This is a genomic window from Streptomyces hundungensis (genome assembly GCF_003627815.1).
In the GTDB taxonomy this organism is placed as follows: domain Bacteria; phylum Actinomycetota; class Actinomycetes; order Streptomycetales; family Streptomycetaceae; genus Streptomyces; species Streptomyces hundungensis_A.
This window is the reverse complement of the sequence record NZ_CP032698.1, coordinates 2,827,565-2,851,660: the sequence shown is the minus strand read 5'-3', so window position 1 is coordinate 2,851,660 and position 24,096 is coordinate 2,827,565. Positions and strand designations below refer to the sequence as shown.

General features: G+C 71.6%; 22 protein-coding genes. 8 read left to right on the top strand and 14 right to left on the bottom strand.

Features of this window, described 5'->3' with window-relative positions:
- Positions 1-2: 2 nt before the first annotated feature.
- Positions 3-785: an ABC transporter ATP-binding protein gene (locus DWB77_RS12590; protein ID WP_120721361.1), complete on the bottom strand. Its 783-nt coding sequence runs from the start codon at positions 783-785 to the stop codon at positions 3-5.
- 82 nt (positions 786-867) lie between these two features.
- On the opposite strand from DWB77_RS12590, the gene DWB77_RS12585 reads away from it, so the two are divergent.
- The 4 genes from DWB77_RS12585 to DWB77_RS12570 all read left to right on the top strand — a co-directional run bounded on the left by DWB77_RS12585 (position 868) and on the right by DWB77_RS12570 (position 5,822).
- Positions 868-1,509: a TetR/AcrR family transcriptional regulator gene (locus DWB77_RS12585; RefSeq protein ID WP_120721360.1), complete on the top strand. Its 642-nt coding sequence runs from the start codon at positions 868-870 to the stop codon at positions 1,507-1,509.
- Between the two features lie 191 nt (positions 1,510-1,700).
- Positions 1,701-2,549: a 3-hydroxyacyl-CoA dehydrogenase family protein gene (locus tag DWB77_RS12580; RefSeq protein ID WP_120721359.1), complete on the top strand. Its 849-nt coding sequence runs from the start codon at positions 1,701-1,703 to the stop codon at positions 2,547-2,549.
- A 135-nt stretch (positions 2,550-2,684) separates the two neighbouring features.
- Positions 2,685-3,008, top strand: coding sequence for an STAS domain-containing protein (locus DWB77_RS12575; protein ID WP_100577458.1), 324 nt, complete (start codon positions 2,685-2,687; stop codon positions 3,006-3,008).
- Between the two features lie 261 nt (positions 3,009-3,269).
- Positions 3,270-5,822: an ATP-binding protein gene (locus DWB77_RS12570; protein WP_120721358.1), complete on the top strand. Its 2,553-nt coding sequence runs from the start codon at positions 3,270-3,272 to the stop codon at positions 5,820-5,822.
- A 95-nt stretch (positions 5,823-5,917) separates the two neighbouring features.
- On the opposite strand, the gene nucS is transcribed toward DWB77_RS12570, so the two are convergent.
- Positions 5,918-6,589, bottom strand: coding sequence for an endonuclease NucS (gene nucS, locus DWB77_RS12565; RefSeq protein WP_120721357.1), 672 nt, complete (start codon positions 6,587-6,589; stop codon positions 5,918-5,920).
- Between the two features lie 228 nt (positions 6,590-6,817).
- Here nucS and DWB77_RS12560 point away from each other — a divergent pair, with 228 nt between their 5' ends.
- Positions 6,818-7,210, top strand: a complete 393-nt coding sequence (locus DWB77_RS12560; RefSeq protein WP_120721356.1) for an SCO5389 family protein — start codon at positions 6,818-6,820, stop codon at positions 7,208-7,210.
- A gap of 112 nt (positions 7,211-7,322) precedes the next feature.
- Here DWB77_RS12560 and DWB77_RS12555 read toward each other — a convergent pair whose 3' ends face one another.
- Positions 7,323-8,360, bottom strand: coding sequence for an LLM class flavin-dependent oxidoreductase (locus tag DWB77_RS12555; protein WP_120721355.1), 1,038 nt, complete (start codon positions 8,358-8,360; stop codon positions 7,323-7,325).
- A 225-nt stretch (positions 8,361-8,585) separates the two neighbouring features.
- Between DWB77_RS12555 and DWB77_RS12550 the strand changes: the two genes are divergently transcribed.
- Positions 8,586-8,915: an ATP/GTP-binding protein gene (locus DWB77_RS12550; protein WP_120721354.1), complete on the top strand. Its 330-nt coding sequence runs from the start codon at positions 8,586-8,588 to the stop codon at positions 8,913-8,915.
- Positions 8,916-8,933: 18 nt separating this feature from the next.
- Here DWB77_RS12550 and DWB77_RS12545 read toward each other — a convergent pair whose 3' ends face one another.
- From DWB77_RS12545 to mce, 7 genes are all read right to left on the bottom strand, one after another.
- On the bottom strand, positions 8,934-9,785 hold the full coding sequence (locus DWB77_RS12545; RefSeq protein ID WP_120721353.1) for an ABC transporter permease: 852 nt from the start codon (positions 9,783-9,785) through the stop codon (positions 8,934-8,936).
- Entirely contained in the window at positions 9,782-10,969 is a 1,188-nt protein-coding gene (locus DWB77_RS12540; RefSeq protein ID WP_120721352.1) for an ATP-binding cassette domain-containing protein, read from the bottom strand. Before DWB77_RS12540 ends, DWB77_RS12545 begins: the two co-directional genes overlap by 4 nt.
- Positions 10,970-11,110: 141 nt before the next feature.
- Positions 11,111-11,890 (bottom strand): ABC transporter permease, encoded by a 780-nt coding sequence (locus DWB77_RS12535; RefSeq protein WP_120721351.1) that lies wholly within the window; start codon positions 11,888-11,890, stop codon positions 11,111-11,113.
- A gap of 3 nt (positions 11,891-11,893) precedes the next feature.
- On the bottom strand, positions 11,894-12,892 hold the full coding sequence (locus DWB77_RS12530) for an ABC transporter ATP-binding protein (protein ID WP_120721350.1): 999 nt from the start codon (positions 12,890-12,892) through the stop codon (positions 11,894-11,896).
- A 95-nt stretch (positions 12,893-12,987) separates the two neighbouring features.
- Positions 12,988-13,926, bottom strand: a complete 939-nt coding sequence (locus DWB77_RS12525) for a cellulose-binding protein (protein WP_120721349.1) — start codon at positions 13,924-13,926, stop codon at positions 12,988-12,990.
- Positions 13,927-14,040: 114 nt separating this feature from the next.
- The gene (scy, locus tag DWB77_RS12520; RefSeq protein WP_120721348.1) at positions 14,041-18,231 is read right to left on the bottom strand and encodes a polarized growth protein Scy; all 4,191 of its coding nucleotides are present in this window, start codon (positions 18,229-18,231) and stop codon (positions 14,041-14,043) included.
- 201 nt (positions 18,232-18,432) lie between these two features.
- A complete protein-coding gene (gene mce, locus DWB77_RS12515; protein ID WP_120721347.1) occupies positions 18,433-18,873 on the bottom strand; it encodes a methylmalonyl-CoA epimerase in 441 nt (146 codons plus the stop codon).
- A gap of 149 nt (positions 18,874-19,022) precedes the next feature.
- On the opposite strand from mce, the gene DWB77_RS12510 reads away from it, so the two are divergent.
- Together DWB77_RS12510 and meaB are read left to right on the top strand one after the other, a co-directional pair.
- Positions 19,023-20,225 (top strand): acetyl-CoA C-acetyltransferase, encoded by a 1,203-nt coding sequence (locus tag DWB77_RS12510; protein WP_120721346.1) that lies wholly within the window; start codon positions 19,023-19,025, stop codon positions 20,223-20,225.
- 55 nt (positions 20,226-20,280) lie between these two features.
- Complete coding sequence (gene meaB / locus DWB77_RS12505; protein WP_120721345.1) at positions 20,281-21,240, top strand: methylmalonyl Co-A mutase-associated GTPase MeaB; 960 nt, start codon at positions 20,281-20,283, stop codon at positions 21,238-21,240.
- A gap of 160 nt (positions 21,241-21,400) precedes the next feature.
- Here the strand turns inward: meaB and DWB77_RS12500 are convergent, their stop codons facing one another.
- The 4 genes from DWB77_RS12500 to DWB77_RS12485 all read right to left on the bottom strand — a co-directional run bounded on the left by DWB77_RS12500 (position 21,401) and on the right by DWB77_RS12485 (position 24,074).
- Entirely contained in the window at positions 21,401-21,877 is a 477-nt protein-coding gene (locus DWB77_RS12500) for a MarR family winged helix-turn-helix transcriptional regulator (protein ID WP_120721344.1), read from the bottom strand.
- Between the two features lie 141 nt (positions 21,878-22,018).
- Positions 22,019-22,795, bottom strand: coding sequence for an AIM24 family protein (locus DWB77_RS12495; protein WP_120721343.1), 777 nt, complete (start codon positions 22,793-22,795; stop codon positions 22,019-22,021).
- Positions 22,792-23,442: an AIM24 family protein gene (locus DWB77_RS12490; RefSeq protein ID WP_120721342.1), complete on the bottom strand. Its 651-nt coding sequence runs from the start codon at positions 23,440-23,442 to the stop codon at positions 22,792-22,794. The genes DWB77_RS12495 and DWB77_RS12490 overlap by 4 nt, the downstream gene beginning before the upstream one ends.
- Positions 23,442-24,074 (bottom strand): AIM24 family protein, encoded by a 633-nt coding sequence (locus DWB77_RS12485; RefSeq protein WP_120721341.1) that lies wholly within the window; start codon positions 24,072-24,074, stop codon positions 23,442-23,444. The genes DWB77_RS12490 and DWB77_RS12485 overlap by 1 nt, the downstream gene beginning before the upstream one ends.
- Between the last annotated feature and the right edge of the window lie 22 nt (positions 24,075-24,096).

Here is a 24,096-nt window from a genome sequence, read left to right as displayed (position 1 = left end):
TCCTAGACGGCTACGGGGGCGGAGTCCTGCGGGGTGGCGGTGCGCCCGGTGATGGCGAGGAAGGCCTCCTGGAGCGAGGCGCCGGGACCGCTCGCGTACCGGGTCTTGAGCTCGGCCGGGGTGCCCTCGGCCACGATGACGCCCCGGTCGACGATCACCAGGCGGTCGGCGAGGGCGTCGGCCTCGTCGAGGTAGTGGGTGGTGAGGAAGACGGTGGTGCCGTGCTCGGTGCGGATCCGGCGGACCAGGTCCCACAGGTCGGCGCGGCTGCCCGGGTCGAGGCCGGTGGTCGGCTCGTCGAGGAAGAGCACCGCGGGCCGGTGGGTGAGGCCCAGTGCGATGTCGAGCCGGCGCCGCTGGCCACCGGAGAGCGTGGCCGTGGTGCGCTCCAGGAGGTCGCCCAGCCCGAGGTCGGCCGCCAACTCCTCGGCGCGCAGGGCGGCTTGGGCCTTGGTGAGCCGGTAGAGGCGGCCCTGGGTGACCAGTTCCTCGCGTACCGAGATGGTGGGGTCGACGCCGCCCGACTGGGCCACGTAACCGCACGCCCGCCGCACCCCGGCGGGGTCGCGCAGCAGATCGTGCCCGGCCACCGTCGCGGCGCCGCCGGTCGGCGGGAGCAGCGTGGTGAGCATGCGCAGGGTGGTGGTCTTGCCCGCGCCGTTGGGTCCGAGGAAGCCGAGGATCTCGCCGGCCCGGACGGTCAGGTCGATGCCGCGCACCGCCTCGACCGGTCCGGCCTTGCCGGGGAAGGTCCGGGCGAGTCCGGCCGTGCTGATGATTGCCATGGCCCCAGAAAAACAGAGTCGATGCAATTTTGCAATGACACCAAGTTTTAAGAGGGTGCAGTCGATCGCCTACTCTTGTGCCATGGCAGAAGGGCTCAGGGAGCGCAAGAAGCGCGAGACGCGGCAGCGGATCTCGGACCTGGCCACCGGGCTCTTCCTGGAGCGCGGCTTCGAGGCGGTCACGATCGCCGAGATCGCCGAGGTGGCCGACGTCTCGGTCAACACCGTCTACAACTACTTCCCCGCCAAGGAGGACCTGTTCCTCGACCGCAGCCGGGGCATCGTCGACCGGCTCTCGCGCTGGGTGCGCGGCCGGGACGCGGGGGAGTCGGCCGCCGAGGCCGTCCTGCGCGAACTACGGGCCGAGGTCGAGTCGGTGTCGCCCCGCGTCGGTCTGATGGAGGGCTACAGCCGGTTCATGGCCGTCATCCACGAGTCGCCCGCGCTCAAGGCCCGGCTGTGGGCGGTGGGCCAGGAGGTCCTGGAGAACCTGGACGCGACCCTGCGCGAAGAGGTCGGCGCGCCCCCCGAAGAGGCGCTGCCCTCCCTGGTGGCCGGTCAGCTCAACTGGGTCCACCAGACGACCATGGCCGCGATCAGCCGCGAGATGATGGCCGGCCGCGACCCCAAGGCGGTCTCCCGCGAGGTGCTCGTCCTGATCGACGAGATGGAGGGGCTCCTGGGGGACAAGGTGCTCAACTACGCCGTACGGGGCGCCCGCTGAGACCCACCTCACGCGGAGCGGTGTGATGTCCGTCATGAAAAAAGGCGCCAGCGGCTCGAAGAGCCTCGTAAAGGGGCGGTGGCCGGGAGACGGGTGGGCGTGACGCGCATCTCTTCGCCCTCCCAGAACGCCGCCCGGCCGATAGCCTCCGCCAAGAAGGCTTGGGTGGAAACGCGTTGGAGGGAAGTGTCGTGGCCAGGAAGCTCGCCGTCATCGGAGCCGGACTCATGGGGTCCGGTATCGCGCAGGTCTCGGCCCAGGCGGGCTGGGACGTCGTACTGCGCGACGTCACCGACGAGGCCCTCACCCGGGGCACCGACGGCATCAAGGCCTCGTACGACAAGTTCGTGAGCAAGGGGAAGCTGTCCGCCGAGGACGCCGAGGCCGCGCTCGCCCGCATCACCACCACCACCGATCTGGACGCCGCCGCCGACGTCGACATCGTCGTCGAGGCCGCCTTCGAGAAGCTGGAGGTCAAGCACGAGATCTTCCGCACGCTCGACAAGATCGTGCGCCCGGAGACCGTGCTCGCCTCCAACACCTCCGCCATCCCGATCACCAAGATCGCGGCGGCCACCGAGCACCCCGAGCGGGTCGTCGGCGTCCACTTCTTCTCGCCGGTCCCGATGATGCAGCTCTGCGAGCTGGTGCGCGGCTACAAGACCAGCGACCAAACCCTGGCCGCCGCGCGGGAGTTCGCCGAGTCGGTCGGCAAGACCTGCATCGTCGTCAACCGCGACGTGGCGGGCTTCGTCACCACCCGCCTCATCTCGGCGCTCGTCGTCGAGGCGGCCAAGCTGTACGAGTCGGGCGTGGCCAGCGCCGAGGACATCGACCTCGCCTGCAAGCTGGGCTTCGGCCACGCGATGGGCCCGCTCGCCACCGCCGACCTCACCGGCGTGGACATCCTGCTGCACGCCACCAGCAACATCTACACGGAGTCCCAGGACGAGAAGTTCGCCCCGCCGGAGCTGATGCGCCGGATGGTGGACGCGGGTGACATCGGTCGCAAGAGCGGGCAGGGCTTCTACAAGCACTGAACCGCCGACCGCCCGAGCCCTCACCCTCAGGGGTGAATTAGGTATCGGTTGGCTCACGGGCGGCAACTTCCGCGGCCGTCGGGCAGTCAGTTGTTGAGTCGGTTGTCGAAAAGCCAAGCACTCTCGGGAGCGCATATGCACATCAGGGGCGACCACGTCGAGCTGGTCGTCGGGGGCCGCCTCGACGTCCGCAGCGCGGCGGACGCCCGTACGGCCCTGCACTCGGCGGTCGACGACGGGGCAGGCGACCTCGTGCTCGACCTCACCGAACTGGACTCGTGGGACGCCACCGGACTCGGCGTCATCATGGGAGCCCACCGCCGGGCCGGCCGGTGCGGTCGGCGCCTCGTGCTGCGCGGCGTACCACCCCAGATGCAGCGCCTCCTGGTCGCCACCCGGCTGCACCGCATCCTCGCCATCGAGGGCGGCATCGTGGCCGAGGCACTGCCGCGCGTCTAGGCGGCCCGGCTCCGGCTCGGGAGTTGTTCGGACACGGGTGCGGTAAACGGACTCCGCGCACAATCCTCACGAGACCATGACGTCTTGGACGGGGCGGCACCCCGCCTGTTCGTAGATACTGTCCGGAGTCTAGGGTTCGGCTTCCCGCCGATCGACGAACCCACACGGCGGGGACCGGACCAGAAGCGACAGCCAACAGCGAAGTGCGTAAGGGCCGGGAGGGGCAATCCTTACGCACCACGCATCTGGGGGGCTTTCACCATGGACCCGATGAGCCGGGGACCGGAAGAGTTCAACCATGCCGGCGACACCGTCGGCGTTGCGGGCGCACACGCGGAACCCGGCGCCGGACCGCAGCGCTCCGCACGCGACAAGGAGCCCGCGGCCCCCGAGTTCGCCCCGCGCCCGGCCGGCCTCGCCCGCACCGTCCAGCTCGTCGTCGGCGACTTCCTGCTGACGGTCAACCCGGTCGACGGCAGCGAGATCGAGAACTGTCCGCCGGGCGAGATACCCGGCCCCGCGATACGGCGCACCGCCGCCGAGCGGACCGAGAGCGAACGGGCCGCCCGGCCGCCGCTGCCGCCCGGCCTCATGACACCCGCCCCCGCCCTGCTCGAACGGGCGGAGGAACGCGCCCGCCTGGTGCGCCTGTTGGGCCGCGGCCGCTCCGTGCGCCTCACCGGGCCCGCGGGCGCCGGACGCACCGCCCTGCTCGACGCCGTCGCCGGAGACTGCGCCGAACTCGCCCCTGACGGCGTCGTACGCCTCTCCGGCCACCGCCGCGGCCCCAACGAGCTCCTGCACGAGCTGTACGCCACCGTCTTCCACGCGCCCCTGCACCGGCCCGACCGGCCCACGCTGCTCGACCGCGTCCACGAGATCGGTGCCGTCGTCGTCCTCGACGACCTCGAATTCGGCGGGGCCGCCCTCGAAGAGCTCCTCATGGCCACGCCCGAGTGCGCCTATGTGCTCGCCGCGACCCCCGAGACCCCCGCGCCGCACCCCGACTCGCACATCGAGGAGGTCTTCCTCGGGGGCCTCGGCCGCAACGCCTCGCTCGAACTCCTGGAGCGGGCCGTCGACCGGCCGCTCACCGACGAGGAGGCCAACTGGGCGGGCGACCTCTGGTTCGAGTCCGAGGGGCTCGCGCTGCGCTTCGTCCAGGCCGGCGCCCTGCTGCGCCAGCGCGACCGGCTGCGCGGCGAGGGTAGCCCGCTCGACGCGTACGGCTTCCCGGTGGACGAGCCCGCCGACGCGTCGGTGTTCTCGGGCGAGGGCCGCGATATCCCGCTTCCCACGCTCGGCGAGGGCGCGGCCCCCGCGGCCCTGCTCGCCTCCCGGCTGAGCGAGGCCGCCCGCGCCACCCTGCGCTTCGCCGTCGCGCTCGGCGGTGAGGTGCCGCACCAGGCGCACCTGCCCGCGCTCATCGGCGACACCCACGCGGACGCCGCCCTCGGCGAACTCCTCGACAGCGGACTGCTGTCCCCGGTCGGCTCCCGCTACCGGCTCGCCGCGGGCGTCCTCACCCAGCTGGAGAGCACCGGATACGCCGCCGGCGCGGGGGAGCGCGCCCACAGTGCGGCCCAGCACTACGCCTGGTGGACCGGCCACCCCTCGGTCACCCCCGAGCGGGCCGCGGCCGAGGCCGACGCGGTGCTCGCCGCGATGAGCGCGCTCGTGCCGGGCGACCAGGACGAGCACCCCGCCACCGCCGTCAAACTGGCCCGCACCGCCGCGCCCGTCTTCGCCGCGGGACTGCACTGGGGTGCCTGGGAGCGGAGCCTGCGGGTCGGGTCCGAGGCGGCCCGGCTGACCGGCGAGGTCGCCGAAGAGGCGTACTTCCACCACGAGTTGGGTGTCCTCGCGCTGTGCAACGGGGGCCTGGACCGGGCCCGCGCCGAGCTGGAGGCCTCCATCGCGCTGCGCGGCGCGCTCTCCGACAAGCGCGGCACGGTCGCCGGACGCCGGGCGCTCGCCCTGGTCGAGGACCGCTCGGGGGGCCTTGCGGTGCCGGGCCGCGCCCCCGTCGGCGACGAGGTGCCCGCCGCCCGCCACGAGGAGCCCAAGGCGCTGCCCGGGATGCTCCCTGCGGCCGCGGTGACCGCCCAACTCCCGGACGCCAAAGCCACGTTGGTCACCCGGCGGGACACCCCGGTCGGCGGCGCCATGGCGTCGCTGCGGCGGCGCACGGTGTTCGGGGGTGCCCGGCGCAACCTCGTCGCGGCCGGCGCCGGGGCGCTGCTCGCCGCGGTGCTCGGCACCGTGGTCACCCTGGGCGCGACCTCCAACAACAACAGCGACGACGGCGGCGGTGGCGTCAAGCAGCAGCAGCCCGCCGACGAGGGCGGCTCCGACGGCAGCCCGGACGCCGACCCCAACACCTCCGGCGACACCGGCGCCGCCCCGGGCGACGGCAAGGGCGGCGGCCCCACGAGCCCGGGCAAGCCGGGTACCACGGGCAGGCCCGGCGCTTCCGGCCAGCCCGTACCCGGCACCAGCGGCAGCCCGAGCGCCCCGGGCCACGCCTCCACCGGCCCGTCGGCACCGGGCACTTCCAAGCCGTCGCCCTCGGGCAAGCCCTCGACGTCGGGCCGGCCGACACCTTCGGGGAAGCCGACGCCCAGCGACTCCGGCTCGGCCTCGCCCTCGCCCTCGGGGTCGACCCCGACCGTGCCGTCGACCCCGCCGAGCAGTGGGGGCAGCAGCCCGCCGGCCTCCACCAAGCCGCCGCCGCCCTCCGGCAGCGCCTCCACCGCCCCGACGTCGAGCGCGCGTGCCGGATCACAGCCGCCGTCGCCGTCGACCAGCGCGTAGAAGAATCTCGCAGCACACGGCAGCACACACGAGAAGGGGCCCGCAGCACTCTGCGGGCCCCTTCTCGTTGGTACCGCGACTGTCGCGGCCCGGGATCAGAACAGCCGGAGCTTGTCGTCCTCGATGCCGCGCAGGGCGTTGTAGTCGAGCACCACACAACCGATGCCGCGGTCGGTGGCGAGCACCCGCGCCTGGGGCTTGATCTCCTGAGCCGCGAACAGGCCCTGGACCGGGGCGAGGTGCGGGTCGCGGTTGAGCAGCTCCAGATAGCGGGTCAGCTGCTCGACGCCGTCGATCTCGCCGCGCCGCTTGATCTCGATCGCGACCGTCTTCCCGTCACCGTCACGGCACAGGATGTCCACCGGGCCGATGGCCGTGGGGTATTCGCGGCGGATCAGGGTGTAGCCCTCGCCGAGGGTGTCGATGCGGTCGGCGAGCAGCTCCTGGAGGTGCGCTTCCACGCCGTCCTTGATCAGGCCGGGGTCTACGCCGAGTTCGTGGGAGGAGTCGTGCATGACCTCCTCCATCGTGATGATGAGCTTCTCGCCCGCCTTGTTGATGACGGTCCAGACACCCTCGTCGTCCCCCGAGCCCTCCTTGAGGGTGCACGGCGGCGACATCCAGTTCAGGGGCTTGTAGGCCCGGTCGTCAGCGTGGATGGAGACGCTGCCGTCCGCCTTCACCAGGATGAGACGGGGAGCGGAGGGCAGGTGGGCGGTGAGCCGGCCCGCGTAGTCGACGGAGCAGCGGGCGATGACGAGACGCATGGGGCGCAACGCTACTCGAATCCCCCCGCCGAACGCGATTCGCCCAGGAGTGCACTGTTCGTTATTGGCCGGTTATGTGCCAAGTACCTGCCATGGGCAGGACATCGCGCCTACCGTGGAAGCGGGAGGTTGTCGGTCGCGCACGCTGCGTTGTCGAAAGAGACGGCCGTCATCGTCCCCTTCCCTGCCCGTAAGGCCCCGCTCCCCGGGGTTGCGAGAGGAGAAACCATGTCGCTCGACGTCTCACCGGCCCTACTCGAACAGGCCGAGCGAGGCGAGGTCGACGAAGCCGCCTTCGTCGACTGCGTCCGGACCTCCCTGCCCTACGCGTGGGAGATGATCAGCTCTCTGGTGGCCCAGCTGAAGGTCGACGGCGGTACGTTCGCCGACAACCAGACGCCACCGCCGGACGAGCAGGCCCGCGGCCAGCTGCTGCGTGCCCTGGCGAGTGACGCCATACGCGGTGCGCTCCAGCGGCACTTCGGTGTCCGTCTGGCGTTCCAGAACTGCCACCGTGTCGCGGTGTTCCCTCTGGACCCCTCCTCCGACGAGCGGCTGGCCCGCTTCACCTCGATCAGGGGTCAACTGCTGAACCAGTCTCCGGAGCTTCGGGACTGCTGAGTCTTCGCTGCCGCTCCGCGTCGCGGGAGGTGCCAACTGACGCGGGGCGGCGGCCACTTGGCGGCCGCCCGGGTGCTGTGCCCGGGCCCGGCGCCCTCGCCCCGCTCCGGGGCTACGCCAGCAGGGGCAGCACCTCGGTGCCCAGCCTCCGTACGTTCTCCTCGGTGGCGGCCAGGTCGCCCGATCCCTCGACCAGCAGGGCGAAGCGGGTGATGCCGGTGCGCTCCGACGTGGCCGCCAGCCGGTCCGCCGCCTGCCGGGGGGTGCCCACCGGGTGCAGGCGGCAGAGCAGTTCGGTGTACGCCACCGGGTCGCGCATCGCGCGATGGCGGCCGTCGACCGTCACATGGGCGTCGAGCCCCTGCTTCAGCCAGCCGGGCATCGACTTCACCAGGGTTTCCACGGCCTCGGCCCGGCGGTCGGCGATCTGGGCGACGCCGGCCGACACATGGCCCGCCGCGGCGACCTTCTCCGGCGCGTGCCCCGCAGCGAGCGCCTCCTCGCGCCACAGTGCGATCATCCCGGCCTTGTCCTCGTCGCCGCAGTGCATGCCGAGCAGCATCGGGAGCCCGCGCTCCGCGGCCAGCTTCACGCTCTTCGGCGAGGTGCACGCGACGATCACCTCCGGGCAGTCGTCCTCGGGGCCGCCGTCCAGGATCTCGGAGGGCCGCGGCACGACCGGGACCTCCCGGAAGGGGAATCGTTCCCCAAGACCGGCGACCCGGGGCTCGCGCAGCCAGCGCAGCAGCAGATCGAGCGATTCCGGGAAGCCGTGCTCGTACGCCGCGAGGCCCGCCCCGAACACCTCCAGGTCCACCCAGGGCCCGCCGCGCCCCACCCCGAGCGTGAACCGCCCGCCGGAGGTGAGGTGCAACAGCGCGGCCTGCTCGCCGAGCGCGACCGGATGCGCCGTCGGCAGCACCGAGACCGCGGTGCCGACCCTGATCCGCCGGGTGCGCCCGAGCAATAACGCCGCCAGCGTCACGGCCGAGGGGCAGACGCCGTACGGTACGAAGTGATGTTCGGCCAGCCACACGGAGTCGAGCCCGGACTCCTCGGCCACTTCGGCGGACCTGATCGCTCGGTGGAGCGTTTCTCCCTGCCCCTGGCCCGGAAACTGGGCTGCCAGTACAAAAGTGCCCACACGCATCGCCTTCTGCCTCCTTGCGGCCGACGCGGCTCTCCCCCTCTTACTGGCAAGAACGTCTGACAAGTGCCAAAGGCACGGCCCATCGCCAACTTCTTGCGATTGTCCGCTAAGAGTCCCTCGATCGGGTGAGGCCCGCGGCCGTCGAACTCCCTGCCAGGACGAGTACCCGGACCGCGTGGGCCTAGGCTGGACGGAAACGTCCGACCCGCCCCGTGAGGTGTCCCCGTGTCCCCGCGTCGCAACCGCCCCAAGGGCGGCGAGAAGCCGACCGAGTCCGAGAGCAGGACGGGCGGCGACCGCTTCGGCCTCCAGGGCACCGAGTCCTGGCAGGGCGAGGAGTGGTCCATCCGGCACGTGGCGGGCGCCAGCGCGGCCGGCAAGCGCTACCGCTGCCCCGGCTGCGACCAGGAAATCCCCTCCGGCGCCCCGCACCTGGTGGCCTGGCCCGAGTACGGGGGCGTCGACGAGCGCCGCCACTGGCACAAGGCCTGCTGGAACGCGAAGGACCGCCGCACCACCAGGGTGCAGCGGTCCAGGAACGCGCCGAGGTACTGAACGTCCGCCTGAACGGCGTTACACGTCACGCGAGTTGAGCGAGAGGAACGCACCGCCGAGCGCGACGGCGGTGATCCCGGTGATGATCCACAGCGGCTCCCAGCCGCTCGGCCCCGAATCCGAGACCGTCGCGCCGTAGAACGCGGCGAGCTGGCTCGGGATCGAGTACTCCATGAGGAAGTCGCGCACGCCGCTCAGGGACTCGGTGAACATGAACAGGGCGAGCACCAGGGGCAGCAGCACCACACCGATCATGATCGTGATCGAGCCCGCGGAGTGCCGGATGAGCGCGCCCACCGCCAGCGAGAGCAGCCCGATCATCGCGACATAGAGACCGACGCCGACCGTGGCGCGCAGCCACTCACCGGCGCTCGGCGTCGGCGCGTTCGACACCAGGGCGGTCTGCACGACCGCGACCACGGCGGTCATCGCCGTCACGATGACGAACGCGAGCAGGAAGAAGACGACCGACTTCGCCGCCAGGATCCGCGACCGGCTCGGGCAGGCGGTCAGGGTCGTACGGATCATGCCGGTGCCGTACTCGGACGCGATGGTCAGCACGCCGAGCGTGATCACGCAGATCTGGCCGAGCAGCACCCCGTAGAAGCCGAGTACGAGCACCGAGGTGGTGCCCATGTCGGGGTCGCTGGCCCGCACGAGGAAGCCGGCGAGCAGACCGAGGCCGAGCAGAAGCACGATCAGCACGCCCAGCGTCCACATGGTGGAACGCACCGACCGGATCTTGGTCCACTCGGAGGCGAGCGCATCGGTGAAGGTGGCCCGGCGCAGGGCGATCGGCGAGGTGTACATGCCGAGCTGGGGGCCCGGCGCCTGCGGGTGCGGGGGCTGCTGCTGGTAGGGGGTGGTCATCGGGCGTCCTCGGGCGTGGTCGGGGCGGCAGGCCCGGCCGGGGCCTGCGGAACCGGGGGAGCGGCGGGCGGCTGCGGGGCCTGGGCTCCCGGGGGAGCGGCGGGCGGCTGCGGGGCCGGGTGGGCCGGGGCTCCCGGAGGAGCGGCCGCGTACGGGTTCTGACCGGGCGGCGGCGGGGCGTACCAGCCCTGCTGCGGCACCTCGGGGAGGGCCGGCGGCGGGGCGTACCCGGGCGGCACGGCGGGCTGGAGGCCGGCCTTCTGGTCGTCCGTCGAGCGGTAGTCGACCGCGCCCTGCGTCATCCGCATGTACGCCTCTTCGAGGGAGGCCTGGTGCGGGGAGAGCTCCCACAGCCGTACGTCCGCCTCGTGGGCCACGTCGCTGATGCGGGGCAGGGGCAGGCCCAGCACGCGCAGCGCGCCGTCCGGCTCCGACATGACCTGGCCGCCCGCCTCGGTGAGCACGGCCGTCAGCTTCTCGCGCTGGGCCGGGTCCGTGCCGGGGGTGCGGACCCGGGCGAAGTCGGCCGAGTTGTGCGAGATGAAGTCCGCGATGCGCATGTCGGCGAGGAGTTGGCCGCGGCCGATCACGATGAGGTGGTCCGCGGTGAGCGCCATCTCGCTCATCAGGTGCGAGGAGACGAACACCGTGCGGCCCTCGGCGGCCAGCTGCTTCATCAGGTTGCGCACCCACAGGATGCCCTCGGGGTCGAGGCCGTTGACCGGCTCGTCGAAGAGCAGGACCTGCGGGTCCCCGAGCAGCGCGGCCGCGATGCCGAGCCGCTGGCCCATGCCGAGCGAGAACCCCTTGGAGCGCTGCTTGGCGACCTCCTGGAGGCCGACCACGCCGAGCACCTCGTCCACCCGCCGGGCCGGGATGCCGGACAGCTGGGCGAGCGAGAGCAGGTGGTTGCGGGCGCTGCGGCCGCCGTGCACCGCCTTGGCGTCGAGCAGCGCGCCGACCTGACGCGGTGCGTTGGGCAGCTCGCGGAACGGGTGGCCGCCGATGGTCACATGACCGGCGGTCGGCTGGTCGAGGCCGAGGATCATGCGCATGGTCGTGGACTTGCCGGAGCCGTTGGGGCCCAGGAATCCGGTGACCATGCCCGGTCGCACCTGAAAGGAAAGGTTGTGCACGGCCGTCTTGGCGCCATAGCGCTTCGTCAGGCCGACTGCCTCGATCATTCTCCAGCCCCATCGACGGTTTTGGGTCGTCGGGGCGGTGTCCGGCGTGCGGCCGGCATGCCCCCGTATGAGTGAGGAGCTTATCCAGGCCTTGACGGTTCCGGCTAAGTCGCGTTGTTCGTCCCTCGTGTCACACCCGCATCAGGCGTCCCGCTTCCTCAGGACGAGCAGACCACCGGCGACCGCCGCGACCACCCACAGCGCCATGATGCCCAGACCGCCCCAGGGCCCGTACGGCGCCGGGTCGCTGTTCATGGCGTCCGGGACCACCTGCATGATCTGCGAGCCGGCCCGGTCGGGGAAGTAGCGCGCCACGTTCTTGGCGCCCGGCACCGCGGACAGGATCTGCGAGATCAGGAAGAAGAACGGCATCAGGATGCCGAGCGACAGCATCGAGCTGCGCAGCATCGCCGCCACCCCCATCGAGAACAGCGCGATCAGCGCCATGTAGAGCCCGGCGCCGACGACCGCGCGCAGCACGTTGGGCGCGCCGATGGTGGTGCGGTGCGAGCCGAGGAGTGCCTGCCCCAGGAAGAACGACAGGAAGCTCGTCGCCATGCCCACGACCAGGGCGAGCAGCGTGGCCACGGCGAGCTTGGAGAGCAGGAAGGTGGCGCGCCGCGGCACGGCGGCCAGCGACGAGCGGATCATGCCCGAGCTGTACTCGGTGCCGACGACCAGCACACCGAAGACGACCATCGCCAGCTGGCCGAGGATCATCCCGGAGAAGCTGATGAACGTCGGGTCGAAGGTCAGCTTCTCGGCCGGTGACAGGTCGTCGAACTGCGACTTCGTCAGCGCGCAGAGCGCCGCGCTGATCGCCACCGTGACGATGAGCGCGCAGGCCAGCGTCCACGTCGTCGAGGAGACCGTACGGATCTTGGTCCACTCGGAGGTGAGGACCGCCGGTACCGATGCCATCGTTCAGATCCCCTTGTCCTGGTCGTGGGCGCCCCAGTTCGGCGCCGGGCGGCCCGCTCCCCAGTCGGGCGGGGTGGACAGCGGGTCCGGGGCGGGGGTGCCGTGCGCGTGGTATTCCACCGAACCCGCCGTCATCTGCATGAACGCCTCTTCGAGGGAGGCCTGCTGACCGGAGAGTTCATGCAGGACGAGCTGGTGCCGGGCGGCCAGTTCGCCGAGCGCCTCGATCCTGCCGTTGTCGATTTCGATGGCGCCGTCCCCGGTCTGGGTGAACCGGATCCCGGCCTGCTCCAGCACATCCAGAAGCCGTTCCCACTGCGGAGAACGCAGCCGTACGAAACTCCGGGAGTTCTCGCGGATGAAATCGGCCATCGATGTATCGGCGAGCAGTCGGCCCTGCCCGATAACGATCAAGTGGTCGGCGGTGAGCGCCATTTCGCTCATCAGGTGAGACGAAACGAAGATCGTTCGCCCTTCACTCGCGAGCTGCTTCATCAGATTGCGGATCCAGTGAATTCCCTCGGGGTCCAGACCATTGACGGGTTCGTCGAACATCAGGATCTCGGGGTCACCGAGCAGCGCCGAGGCGATTCCCAGCCGCTGCCCCATACCCAGCGAGAAGCCCTTGGCCTTCTTCTTCGCCACCGCCGTCAGACCCACCGTGTCCAGGACCTCCGAGACCCGCGACGCCGGAATCCGGTTCGACTGGGCCAGGCACAGGAGGTTGTTGTACGCGCTGCGGCCGCCGTGCATCGCCTTGGCGTCGAGCAGCGCCCCGATGTACTTGAGCGGCTCCGCCAGTTCGCGGTAGTGCTTGCCGTCGATGCGTACCGTTCCGCTGGTCGGGTTGTCGAGATCGAGCAGCATGCGCATGGTGGTCGACTTACCGGCCCCGTTGGGCCCCAGGAAACCGGTCACCACACCGGGTCTGACCTGGAACGACAGATGGTCGACGGCGACCTTGCTGCCATAGCGCTTGGTGAGGCCCTCCAGCTCAATCATGCGGCCACGCTACGGGCGCACAAAGCCCCCCGCCACCGGAATGGCAGGGGGCTTCGCACCGGTTGACCGCAGCCCACGGGGGAAGGGCTGCGGAACTAGCGGGACTGCTGGGCCGGAACGCCGCGCGAGACGGGCTCGTCGTCGACCGGGGAACCGGCGGCGGCCACGGCCGCACCGGTCAGCGTCGCCAGCATCTCGCGGACGTTGGTGAGCTGCGCGTTGATCGAGTCGCGGCGGTTGGTGAGGGCCGCCAGCTCGCGCTCGGACTCCGAACGGATGCGGTCCGCCTTGGCGTTGGCGTCGGCCACGATGTCCTCGGCCTGGCGCTGGGCGGTCTCCACCGTCTGTCGCGCCCGGCGCTCCGCGTCCGTACGCAGCTTCTCGGCCTCCAGGCGGAGCTGCTCCGCGCGGTGCTCGATCTCCGCGAGCCGCTTCTCGGCCTTGGCCTGACGCGACGCCAGGTCGCGCTCCGACTGCTCGCGGCGCTTGGCGAGGTTGGTCTCGAAGTCCGCGGCGGCCTGGGCGGCCTTGGCGCGGGTCTCCTCGAAGAGCGCGTCCGCCTCCTCGCGCTTGGACTGCGCGTCCTTCTGCGCCTCGGAGCGCAGCGTGGAGGCGTCACCCTTCGCCTTCTCGACGATGCGTACGCCCTCGTCCTCGGCCTTCGCCTTGCGCTCGGAGGCGAACGACTCGGCGTCGTTGCGCACCTGCTGGGCGGCCGACTCGGCCAGCTCACGGTGCTGCTCGGCGGCGCGACGGGCCTCCTCGCGCAGGTCCTTCGCCTCTTCCTCGGCGAGCCGCAGGATCTTTTCGACCCGCGCACCCAGACCCGCGTAGGACGGCTCGGCGTCGCTCACCTGGGCCTGGGCGTTCTGCGTTTCGAGGTGGAGCTCCTCGATGCGCTTTTCCAGAGAAGTGATCCGTGCCAGAGCACTGTCACGGTCGGCGACGAGCTTGGTAATGCGGTCATCCACCTGACCGCGGTCGTAACCACGCCGCACTAGCTCGAAGCCGAAGGGGGAGGAAGTGTCGCTCATGGGGTTCCTGTCGAATGAGACCGGTGAGGTGATAGGGGGAATCCTAGGGGCCCAAGCGGCGTGTCATCGAGCGGATGCCCGTTTGATCTGGAGAATGTCCAGCCTTTTGAGTGGCTAGCCCTCCGAAGACTTGCCACTCGAACGTGTTGCCCCGGCCGAGGCACCCGCCTTGACACCTGCGGAGGAACCGCCGCCGGACCCCGATTTGCCGCCCGCGGTCGGCGCCTCGAAGGATTCCAACGCCTCGAGTACGTCCTGGACACGGGAGATCTCGGCATTGATGTCCTGGCGGCGCCGGACCAGTTGGTCGAGTTCGCGCTTGCCCTCCTCGACGGTGCGGCGCGCCTCCGCCGCCGCGTCGTCCCGCAGCTTGGTGGCCTCGCGGATCAGCTCGGCCTTCTTGGTCTCCGCCTCCTTGAGCAGCGCCTCCGCCTTCTTCACGGCGGCGATGCGCACCTTGCCCGCCTCGGAGTTGGCGTCCGCCACCAGCTCCTTGGCCTTGGCCGCCGCCTCGGTGGCCTGCTCGGTCGCGGCCTTCACCAGCTTGTCGACGCGCTCGCCCGCCGTCTTCATCTGCTCGGCGCTCTCGCGGCGGGCCCGGTCGTGCAGCTCCTCGATCTCGGCCTCGGTGCGGGCGCGCACCTCCTCGGTGCGTTCCCTTATGGCGGTGGCGTCCGCGCGCGCCCCGGCCAGCAGCTCGTCGGCGTCCGTACGGGCCTTCTCCACCAGGGAGTTGCCCTCGACCGTCGACTCGGCGACGATCCGCTCGGCCTCCTTGCGGGCCGCGCCGACCATGGTGTCGGCCTGCTCCTCGGCCTCGGTGGCGGCGCGCAGCGCCTCCTCCCGCGCCTTGTTGATGAGCTGGTCGGCCTGCTCGGCCGCGTCCGCCCGGCGCTTGGCCGCGGCGGAACGCGCCTCGTCGAGGAGCCGGTCGGCCTCCTCGCGGGCCTCGGTACGCGTCTTCTCCGCGGCCTCCTCGGCGCGGGACCGGTTCTTCTCGGCCTCCGCCCGGATCCGCTCGGCGGCCTGCTGCGCGGAGCCCACCGTCTCGGCGGCCTCGGCACGCAGCCGCTCGGCCTCGCCGCTCGCCTCCGCGATCAGCTCGTCCGCCTGGGTGGCGGCGTCGCTGCGGCGCTTGTCGGCGGCGCGGCGCGCCTCGTCGAGCAGTCGCTCGGCCTCGGCCCGGGCCTCGTTGATGGTCTGCTCGGCCTCGGCAGTGGCCGCGCCGAGCGTGGAGCCGGCGTCCGCGCGCGCCTCGGTGGTGACCAATTCGGCATACGCGTTGGCCTCGTTGGTGGTGCGCTCGGCGTCCGCCTGCGCCTGGCTGGTGACCCGCTCGGCCTGCTCGCGGGCGGCCGTGGTGACCTGCTCGGCCTCGGCGAGGGCCGCCGAGGTGACCCGCTCGGCCTCCGCACGCGCCTCGGCGCGCAGTGCGTCGGCCTCCGACTGGCCCTCGGTGCGTACCTGCTGGGCCTCGGCGAGGAGCCGCTCCGCCTCGGCGGTCGACTCGGCGGCGAGCCGCTCGGCCTCCGCCGTCGCCTCGGTGACCAGGCGGTCGGCCTGGCTCGCGGCGTCGGAGCGGATCCGGTTGGCGTCCTCGCGCGCCTCGGCCCGGGTGCGGGCCGCGTCCTGCTCGGAGGAGGCGAGTGCGTCGGAGGCCTCGGTGCGCATGCGCTGCGCGTACTCGGCGGCGTCCGAACGGGCCTTCTCCGCCTCGGACATGGCGTCGGTGACGGTCCGCTCGGCCAGCGCCTTCGCGGCCTCGGACTCCTCCTGGGCGCGGGCCCTGACCCGGCTCGCGTCCTCGGCGGCCCGCTCCCGTTCGGCGTGCGCGTCGGCGCGGACCCGGTCCGCCTCCGCCTGCGCCTCGCTGGTGGTGCGCTCCGCCGCGTGCTCGGCCGCGCTGCGCAGCCCCGCGATCTCCTGCTCGGCCTCCTCGCGGAGCCCGGCGACGGAATCCCGTACATCCTTGGCGGTCTGCTCGGCGGCCGACACCAGCTCGGTGGCGCGCCGGTCGGCCTCCTCGCCGAGCCGCTGCGCCTCGGTCTGGGCCTCCTCGACCCGCTTGCGGGCGGAGGCCAGCAGCTCCTCGCTCTGCTCGCGGGCCTGGGCGCGCTCCGAATCGGCTTCGGCACGCGCCGAGTTGAGGGTCTCCTCGGCCTCGCGGCGACGCCGGGCGGCCTCCTCCTGGGCGGCGGCCAGCGCCTCCGCGGCCTCGGTGGCGACGCGTTCGGCGGCGGCCGCGGCCTCCGCGCGCATCCGGTCGGCGGCCTCCTGCGCCTCGTACTTGAGCCGCTCGGCCTCCGCGGAAGCCTCCGAACGCAGTCGTACGGCCGCGTTCTCGGCCTCCGAGCGGGCCGTCGAGGCATCGGCGGCGGCCTCGGTACGCAGCCGCTCGGCCTCCTGCTCGGCCTGCGCCTGGAGCGTACGGATGCGGTCGGCGGCCTCGGTGCGGATCCGCTCGGTCTCCTCGGCGGCCTCGCGCCGGATCCGCTCGCCCTCGGCGCGGGCCTCGCTCAGGGCCTGCTCGGCGGCCGCGTGGCGCTGCTCGGCCTCGGTGTGCAGCCGGGTCAGTTCCTCGGCGGCCTCGGCCTGGCGAGCCGCTATCGCCCGCTCGGTCTCCTCGCGCAGCTCAACTGCCGCGCGTTCGGCGTCCGTTGTGGTCTGCCCGGCCTGCTCCTCGGCCTCCGCGCGCAGCCGCTCGGCCTCGGCGCGGGTGCGCTCCAAGGTCTCCTCGGCCTGCTTGCGCAGCGTGGTGGCCCGCTCCAGCGCCTCGTTCCGCACCCGCTCGGACTCGTTGCCCGCGGTCGTGCGCAGCTCGTCGGCGTCCGCCTTGGCCTTGGCCAGGAGTTCCTCGGCGGTCTTGGCCGCGCCCTCGATCTGCTGGACGGCCTCGCGCCGTGCCTCGCCCCGGATCCGCTCGCCCTCGGCGATCGCCTCGGCACGCAGCTGCTCGGCCTCGCCGCGCAGCCGGCGGGCCTCCTCCTGGAGCTCGACCGTCTTGGCGCGGTACTCCTTGGTGTCGTCCTTGGCCGCGCCCTTGAGCTCGTCGGCCTGCTCGGCGGCCTCGCCGCGCAGGCGCTCCGCCTCGGCCTCCGCCTCCCGGCGGATCCGCTCGGCCTCCTCGGACGCCTTGCGGGTGGTCTCCCGGGCGTCCTCGGACGCCTTGGTGAGCACCTCCTCGGCCGTACGGGCGGCCTTGGCGAGCTGGGCCGCGGCGTCCTCGGCGGCGCTGGTGCGCGCGGACTCGGCGGCCTCGGTGCGCAGCCGCTCGGCCTGTGCCTTCGCGTCCGCCAGGGCCTGCTCGGCCTCCGCCTTGAGGGTCTCGGACTCCTTGGTGGCCTCCGCGACCAGGCGGGCGATCTCGGTCTTCGCGGTCCTGGTGCGCTGCTCGTTGGCGGACTCGGCGCTCGCCAGCTGCTTGGCCGCGGCCTCCTTCGCCTCGGTGACCGCCCGCTCGGCCTCGGCGCGCGCCTCGCGCAGCGCGGCCTCCGCCTCCTGCATCCGCTGCTCGGCGGCGCGGCTCAGCTCGGCGGCCTGCTGGCGCGCCTGGTCGGACTCGGCGGTGGTGGTCGTGCGCAGCCGCTCCGCGTGGGAGGTGGCCTCCTGGGCCTGGGTCGAGGCCGCGTTCAGGAGCCGCTCGGCGTCCTTGCGGGCGCGCAGCAGCGTCGCTTCGGCCTCCGCGCGGGCCGACTCCGCCTCGGAGCCGAGCCGTTGGCGGGCCTCCTCGGCGATCCGGGTGGCCTCCGCGCGGGCCGCGGCGAGGGACTGCTCGGCCTCGGCGCGGGACTCCTCCATCAGACGGCGGGCCTGCGCCTCGGTGCGGGCGCGCAGTTGCTCGGCCCACGCCACGTTCTCGTTGACGTGCGACTCGACGGTGGCCCGGCGCTCGGCCAGCTCCTGGTCCAGGCGCTGGCGGCGGCTGACGGCCTCGGCGTGCAACTCGGCCTGGAGCCGCGCCTGGTGTTCGGCGTGCTCCTGGAGGATGCGCTGGGTCTGGGCGCGGGCGTCGCGCAGTTCGCGCTCGGCGTCGTTGCGCAACTGCTCGGCCTGCATCTGGGCGTTGCGCAGCAGTTGTTCGGCCTGGTAGCCGACGTTCGCCGTGTCGTAGGCGGGACGGGTCGCAAGGTTGCGGCGCGCCTCGTGGAGCTTGGCGCGCAGCACTTCGACCTGGTAGCCGAGATCCTCGGCGTGCTGAACGGCCTTCTCCCGCTCGGTCTTCAGCCGCTCCATCTCGGCCTCGAACCGCGAGAGGTGGTCGTCAGGCCGGTGGCTCTGGCTCTCCTGGCGTTCGTAGCCCCGCACTGCGCGGTCCCATCCGTCCCCTGGTCGCGAACACTGCCCGTACGAGCGCCGTCCGACCGCGCGTGACGGCGGACGGGCCCCCGGTGAATGGTGTCAGATCAAAACAGGGGCGTGGGTCCCAGGCCCCGACCCGACCCCGGCCCGGAACCGCCCACTGTACCGGGCCGAGTATCCGCCAGGTCCGGCCTCCACTGTGTGGGCTCAGTGGTCGTTCGCGCCGGTGGGTGCGGAAGTGACGAGTTCGGTGAGCACGCCGTGGCAGTCCTTGGGGTGCAGGAAGGTGATCTGCGAGCCCATCGAACCGGTCCGCGGCTGGTCGTAGAGGACGCGGACGCCCTTGTCGCGGATGGCCTCGGAGTCGGCGGTGACGTCCGCGGTGCCGAAGGCGATGTGGTGGACGCCCTCGCCGTTCTTGGCCAGCCACTTGCCGACCGCGGAGTCCTCGCGGGTGGGCTCCAGGAGCTGGAGGTAGGAGGCCCCGCCGTCGGAGGTCTCGTTGATCTTGAGCATGGCCTCGCGCACGCCCTGTTCCTCGTTGACCTCGGTGTGGAACACCTCGAATCCGTAGGTGGCACGGTAGAACTCGACGGTCCTGTCCAGGTCGAAACAGGCGATCCCGATGTGGTCGATTCGCGTCAGCATGCCCCCAGTGCAGCGCTACCAGGGGCGGTTACGCAACGTGCGCGCCATCACACCGGCCGACCGGTGACGTGGGGCAGTACCGCTCAGTACATTCGACGCACTCGAAGTAAACCCTCGTTCACATCTCACCTCCCTAAGGGCCGTGCCTCATGTCTGGAACGACCGGTACCACCTCAGTGATCGTCGCGGGCGCCCGTACGCCCATGGGCCGCCTGCTCGGCTCCCTCAAGTCCTTCTCCGGTGCGGACCTCGGCGGCTTCGCCATCAAGGCGGCGCTGGACCGGGCCGGCATCGGCGGCGACCAGGTGCAGTACGTGATCATGGGGCAGGTGCTCACGGGCGGCGCCGGTCAGATCCCCGCCCGCCAGGCCGCGGTCAAGGCCGGCATCCCGATGAACGTCCCCGCGCTCACCATCAACAAGGTGTGCCTCTCGGGTCTGGACGCGATCGCCCTCGCCGACCAGCTGATCCGCGCCGGCGAGTTCGACATCGTGGTCGCCGGCGGCCAGGAGTCCATGACCAACGCCCCGCACGTGCTGCCGAAGTCCCGCGAGGGCTTCAAGTACGGCGCGATCGAGATGCTCGACTCCATGGCGCACGACGGTCTGACCGACCCCTTCGAGTCCATCCCGATGGGGGAGTCGACGGAGAAGCACAACAAGCGCCTCGGCATCGCCCGCGCCGAGCAGGACGAGATCGGCGCCCTCTCGCACCAGCGCGCCGCGACCGCCCAGAAGAACGGCATCTTCGAGGCCGAGATCACCCCGGTCGAGATCCCGCAGCGCAAGGGCGACCCGGTCCTGTTCGCCAAGGACGAGGGCATCCGCCCCGACACCACCGCGGAGACGCTCGGCACGCTGCGCCCGGCCTTCGCCAAGGACGGCACGATCACGGCCGGCACCTCCTCGCAGATCTCCGACGGCGCGGCCGCGGTCGTCGTCATGTCCAAGGCCAAGGCCGAGGAGCTCGGCCTGGAGTGGATCGCCGAGATCGGCGCCCACGGCAACGTGGCGGGCCCGGACAACTCGCTCCAGTCCCAGCCGTCGAACGCGATCAAGCACGCGGTCGGCAAGGAGGGCATCACGGTCGAGGACCTCGACCTGATCGAGATCAACGAGGCCTTCGCGGCGGTCGCCGTGCAGTCGATGAAGGATCTCGGGGTGTCCCCGGAAAAGGTGAACGTCAACGGCGGCGCCATCGCGCTCGGCCACCCCATCGGCATGTCCGGCGCCCGCGTCGTGCTGCACCTCGCCCTCGAACTGAAGCGCCGCGGCGGCGGTGTGGGCGCGGCCGCCCTGTGCGGCGGCGGCGGCCAGGGCGACGCCCTGATCGTGCGCGTCCCGGGTAAGTAGTCCCGGAACGACCCCCCTGATCCCTGCGGTGCGTACGCGACTGAACGGAGCGGCAATGGTGGATGTCCCCGAACTGGTGGCCCAGGCCCGAGAAGGCCGGCCCCGGGCCGTCGCCCGGCTGATCTCGCTGGTCGAGGGGGCCTCCCCGCAGCTGCGCGAGGTCATGGCGGCGCTGGCCCCGCTCGCGGGCAACGCCTACGTCGTGGGGCTCACGGGCTCGCCCGGTGTCGGCAAGTCGACCTCCACCTCCGCGCTGGTCTCCGCCTACCGCAGGGCGGGGAAGCGGGTCGGGGTGCTCGCCGTCGACCCGTCCTCGCCCTTCTCCGGCGGGGCCCTGCTCGGCGACCGGGTCCGGATGTCGGATCACGCCTCCGACCCGGGCGTCTACATCCGCTCGATGGCGACCCGGGGCCACCTGGGCGGCCTCGCCTGGGCCGCGCCCCAGGCGATCCGGGTCCTGGACGCGGCGGGCTGCGAGGTGATCCTGGTCGAGACGGTGGGCGTGGGACAGTCCGAGGTCGAGATCGCCTCCCAGGCCGACACCTCGGTGGTGCTGCTCGCGCCCGGCATGGGCGACGGCATCCAGGCGGCCAAGGCGGGCATCCTCGAAATCGGTGACCTGTACGTCGTCAACAAGGCCGACCGGGACGGCGCGGACGCCACCGCCCGCGAGCTCAACCACATGCTGGGCCTGGGCGAATCGCGCGGCCCCGGCGACTGGCGCCCGCCCATCGTCAAGACGGTGGCCGCGCGCGGCGAGGGCATCGAGGAGGTCCTTCAGGCGCTGGAGAAGCACCACGCGTGGATGGCCGAGCACGGCGTCCTCGCCGAGCGGCGCCGGGCCCGCGCGGCCCGCGAGGTCGAGACCATCGCGGTCACCGCGCTGCGCGAGCGCATCGGCTCCCTGCACGGCGACCGCCGTCTGGACGCGCTGGCCCAGCGCATCGTGGACGGCGAGCTCGACCCGTACGCGGCCGCCGACGAGTTGGTGGCCGGCCTCACCGAGAGCGCGTAACCGCATCTCTCAACAGCCCCGGAAACTCCGCCGGTTGGGCGGATACCGGGGCTGTTGGCGTGCGGGGGGTGTTCCTGCACCGCACGGCCAGGACCGGGGCGGGGGTCAACACCGAGGTGAACGCCGGGAGTTGAGGCACTGCCGTGCTCGGCTTTCGCCGTCAGATCTTCCCGCGGTGCCCGCGCAGATGCTCGGCGACCGGTCCGAGGGACTCGCGCAGATCGGCCAGTGCCTCGCTCGACAGCAGGTCGATGAAGTGCCGCCGGACGGACGCCACATGGTGCGGGGCGACCTTCTCCATGGTGTCCGTGCCCTGCTCGGTCAACACGGCGTACAGCCCGCGCCGGTCCGACTCGCAGTTCTCGCGCCGGACCAGACCCGCGTTCTCCATGCGGGTGATCTGGTGCGAGAGGCGGCTCTTGGACTGGAGCGTGGCGGCCGCGAGGTCGCTCATCCGCATCCGCTTGTCCGTCGACTCCGAGAGGTTCACCAGGATCTCGTAGTCGTTGTTGGTCAGGCCGAACGGCTGTAGATCCTTCTCCAACTGGTACGTCAGCATCCTGTTGACGTCCAGATAGGTGCGCCAGGCGCACTGCTCGTCGTCGCTCAGCCAGTTCGTGGCCGTCTCGGTCTCCATATATGGATTCTACCTAAGAAGTTGAATTCTGAACAAAGTCCGGGAGTGTGACGCCCGGCACGTCAGGCGGTCGCCCATGGCGCGCGTACCGCCGACCCCGAGGGGCTCAGACGTTCGACGTCACACTCCGCAGACTACCGCTCACAGGCCGAAGCGACGCTGGAGGTCACCCAGCTGGCCGGGAAGGCGCGGTCCCGCCCCGGCCTGGCCGGGCCCGCCCTGGCCGGCGCCCGGCACCCCGGGCTCGTTGGCGACCTGCCCGGTCGCCTGCTCCGCCATGAGCACCTCGGTGGACTGGAGCAGCACCGTGCCCGCCCCCACGAACTCGAACTGGTGCTCCTCGCCGGACGTGCCGCCGAGCCCGGTGAGTGACCGGATTCCGCCCAGTACGCCCGTCATGTAGCCGTGGTCGTAGTGGTGGCAGGGGGAGGGGCAGTCCGCCCAGCCGACCAGCGCCTGCGGGTCCACCCGGATCGGCGGCTCCATGAAGACGACCGGACCGTTGGAGGCCGCGACGAACTTGCCGGTGCCGATCAGGGTCACGAAACCCGGCACGATCGACTGCTTCAGGGCCAGCGTGGGCTGATAGGCAAGGAGGTTGCCGGAGCGGATCGTCAGGTTGCCGTCGTCCAGGTCGTAACTGTTGACGTCGAAGGCGCGGTCCGCGAGGAGCATTTTGCCGCTGCCGTCCGCCACCACCCAGTCGCTCGCGTGCAGCGGCGAGTGGAAGCTGGTGCGCAGCAGCCGGTCGAGCCGGCCGTGGCCGATGCCGTTGAACTCGATCCGCCCGTAGTAGGCGATCATCTTGCCCTTCTGGAGGAACCACTGGCTCGACTTGAGCTCCACGCAGAAGGTGTACTTGTTGACGTTGTCGTCGCTCGGCAACGAGTGGGGATCGAAGATCACCGGGGCGGTCACAGCTTGTCCTCCGAGGCCTGTACGTACACCGAACCCTGGCCGGACAGTTCGAGCTGGAAGGCCTCGCCGGAGCCCCGGCCCACCATGTCGCGCCAGCCGAGCGCGGTCGAGAGCTTGTTGCGCACGTCGCCGTGGTGGGCGACGTAGGCCTGGGGGTCGACGTGGACCGGGCGCTGCGGTGTGATCGGAAGCTCGATCACACCGCCGTGCGCCATCACCGCGACCGCGCCGTGGCCCTTGAGGGTGGTGGTGAACAGGCCCTGGCCGGTCACCTGGCCGCGCACCATGCCCATCACACCGCCCTGCGAGCCCATGAACATCGTGCCCTGCTGGAGGGTGCCGTCGAAGGCGAGCAGCCGGTCGGCCTCGACGTACAGGGTGTCGCCCTGGAGGTTGATGACCTGGATGTGGTGGCCACCGTGGCCGAACATCACCGTCCCGCTGCCTTCCACCGTCATCAGCGGTGTCGCCTCGTTGGCCACCCGGCGGCCGATCATCGACATCAGGCCGCCCTGGCCGCCCTGGATGTTGGGGGTGAAGGACACCTCGCCCTTGTAGGCGAGCATCGCGCCGCGCTGGCTGAACATCTTCTGGCCGGGCGCCACCGTCGCCTCGACCATCTTCGAGTTGATCTCGCGGAACGGCATCAGACGTCCCCGCCGATCGTGTTGCGCTCGCTCGGCTGCACGTACACCAGGCCCTCGCCCTCGAACCGGATCTGGAAGGCCTCGCCCGAGCCCTCACCGAGGAACGTGCGGAAGGTCACCCCGGACTGGAAGTGCTGCTGGAGGTTGCCCTGGTGCGCGATGTACGCCCCGGGGTCCACGGACAGGGGGGACTGGGCGCTGACCCTGAGCACCACGGCCGGTCCGTCCGACATGATCGCGGCCTGGCCGTGGCCCTCGATCGTCGTGGTGAACAGGCCGTTGCCCTGGCTCGCGCCGCGCAGGCCGGTGAAGGTGGTGCCGGTGCGCAGCCCGGCGTCGGTGGCGAGCAGATTGCTCGACTCGACGAAGAGCTTGTCGCCCTGGAGGCTGACGAGGTTGATCTCGCTCGCGCGGTCGGCGAAGTAGCAGGTGCCGTGTCCCTTCACCTCCATCACGGTCATCTGTTCGCCGGTGAGGCGGCGGGTCACCATGCCGCGCAGACCCTCACCGCCGCCGGACATCTTCTTGAACGCCATCTGGCCGTCATAGGCGACCATCGAGCCGTTCTTCGCTTTCACGGCGTCGCCCGTCATGGAGACGGCGAGCACCTTGCTGCCCTGGAGTCGGAACATTGCCACGGCCCGACGGTAGCGG

Excerpts from the sequence above, each read along its gene's own strand:
- DWB77_RS12590 (WP_120721361.1), bottom strand. The coding sequence starts at position 785 with ATGGCAATCATCAGCACGGCCGGACTCGCCCGGACCTTCCCCGGCAAG.
- DWB77_RS12585 (WP_120721360.1), top strand. The coding sequence starts at position 868 with ATGGCAGAAGGGCTCAGGGAGCGCAAGAAGCGCGAGACGCGGCAGCGG.
- DWB77_RS12575 (WP_100577458.1), top strand. The coding sequence starts at position 2,685 with ATGCACATCAGGGGCGACCACGTCGAGCTGGTCGTCGGGGGCCGCCTC.
- DWB77_RS12570 (WP_120721358.1), top strand. The coding sequence starts at position 3,270 with ATGGACCCGATGAGCCGGGGACCGGAAGAGTTCAACCATGCCGGCGAC.
- nucS (WP_120721357.1), bottom strand. The coding sequence starts at position 6,589 with ATGCGTCTCGTCATCGCCCGCTGCTCCGTCGACTACGCGGGCCGGCTC.
- DWB77_RS12560 (WP_120721356.1), top strand. The coding sequence starts at position 6,818 with ATGTCGCTCGACGTCTCACCGGCCCTACTCGAACAGGCCGAGCGAGGC.
- DWB77_RS12555 (WP_120721355.1), bottom strand. The coding sequence starts at position 8,360 with ATGCGTGTGGGCACTTTTGTACTGGCAGCCCAGTTTCCGGGCCAGGGG.
- DWB77_RS12545 (WP_120721353.1), bottom strand. The coding sequence starts at position 9,785 with ATGACCACCCCCTACCAGCAGCAGCCCCCGCACCCGCAGGCGCCGGGC.
- DWB77_RS12540 (WP_120721352.1), bottom strand. The coding sequence starts at position 10,969 with ATGATCGAGGCAGTCGGCCTGACGAAGCGCTATGGCGCCAAGACGGCC.
- DWB77_RS12535 (WP_120721351.1), bottom strand. The coding sequence starts at position 11,890 with ATGGCATCGGTACCGGCGGTCCTCACCTCCGAGTGGACCAAGATCCGT.
- DWB77_RS12530 (WP_120721350.1), bottom strand. The coding sequence starts at position 12,892 with ATGATTGAGCTGGAGGGCCTCACCAAGCGCTATGGCAGCAAGGTCGCC.
- DWB77_RS12525 (WP_120721349.1), bottom strand. The coding sequence starts at position 13,926 with ATGAGCGACACTTCCTCCCCCTTCGGCTTCGAGCTAGTGCGGCGTGGT.
- mce (WP_120721347.1), bottom strand. The coding sequence starts at position 18,873 with ATGCTGACGCGAATCGACCACATCGGGATCGCCTGTTTCGACCTGGAC.
- DWB77_RS12510 (WP_120721346.1), top strand. The coding sequence starts at position 19,023 with ATGTCTGGAACGACCGGTACCACCTCAGTGATCGTCGCGGGCGCCCGT.
- meaB (WP_120721345.1), top strand. The coding sequence starts at position 20,281 with ATGGTGGATGTCCCCGAACTGGTGGCCCAGGCCCGAGAAGGCCGGCCC.
- DWB77_RS12500 (WP_120721344.1), bottom strand. The coding sequence starts at position 21,877 with ATGGAGACCGAGACGGCCACGAACTGGCTGAGCGACGACGAGCAGTGC.
- DWB77_RS12490 (WP_120721342.1), bottom strand. The coding sequence starts at position 23,442 with ATGCCGTTCCGCGAGATCAACTCGAAGATGGTCGAGGCGACGGTGGCG.
- DWB77_RS12485 (WP_120721341.1), bottom strand. The coding sequence starts at position 24,074 with ATGTTCCGACTCCAGGGCAGCAAGGTGCTCGCCGTCTCCATGACGGGC.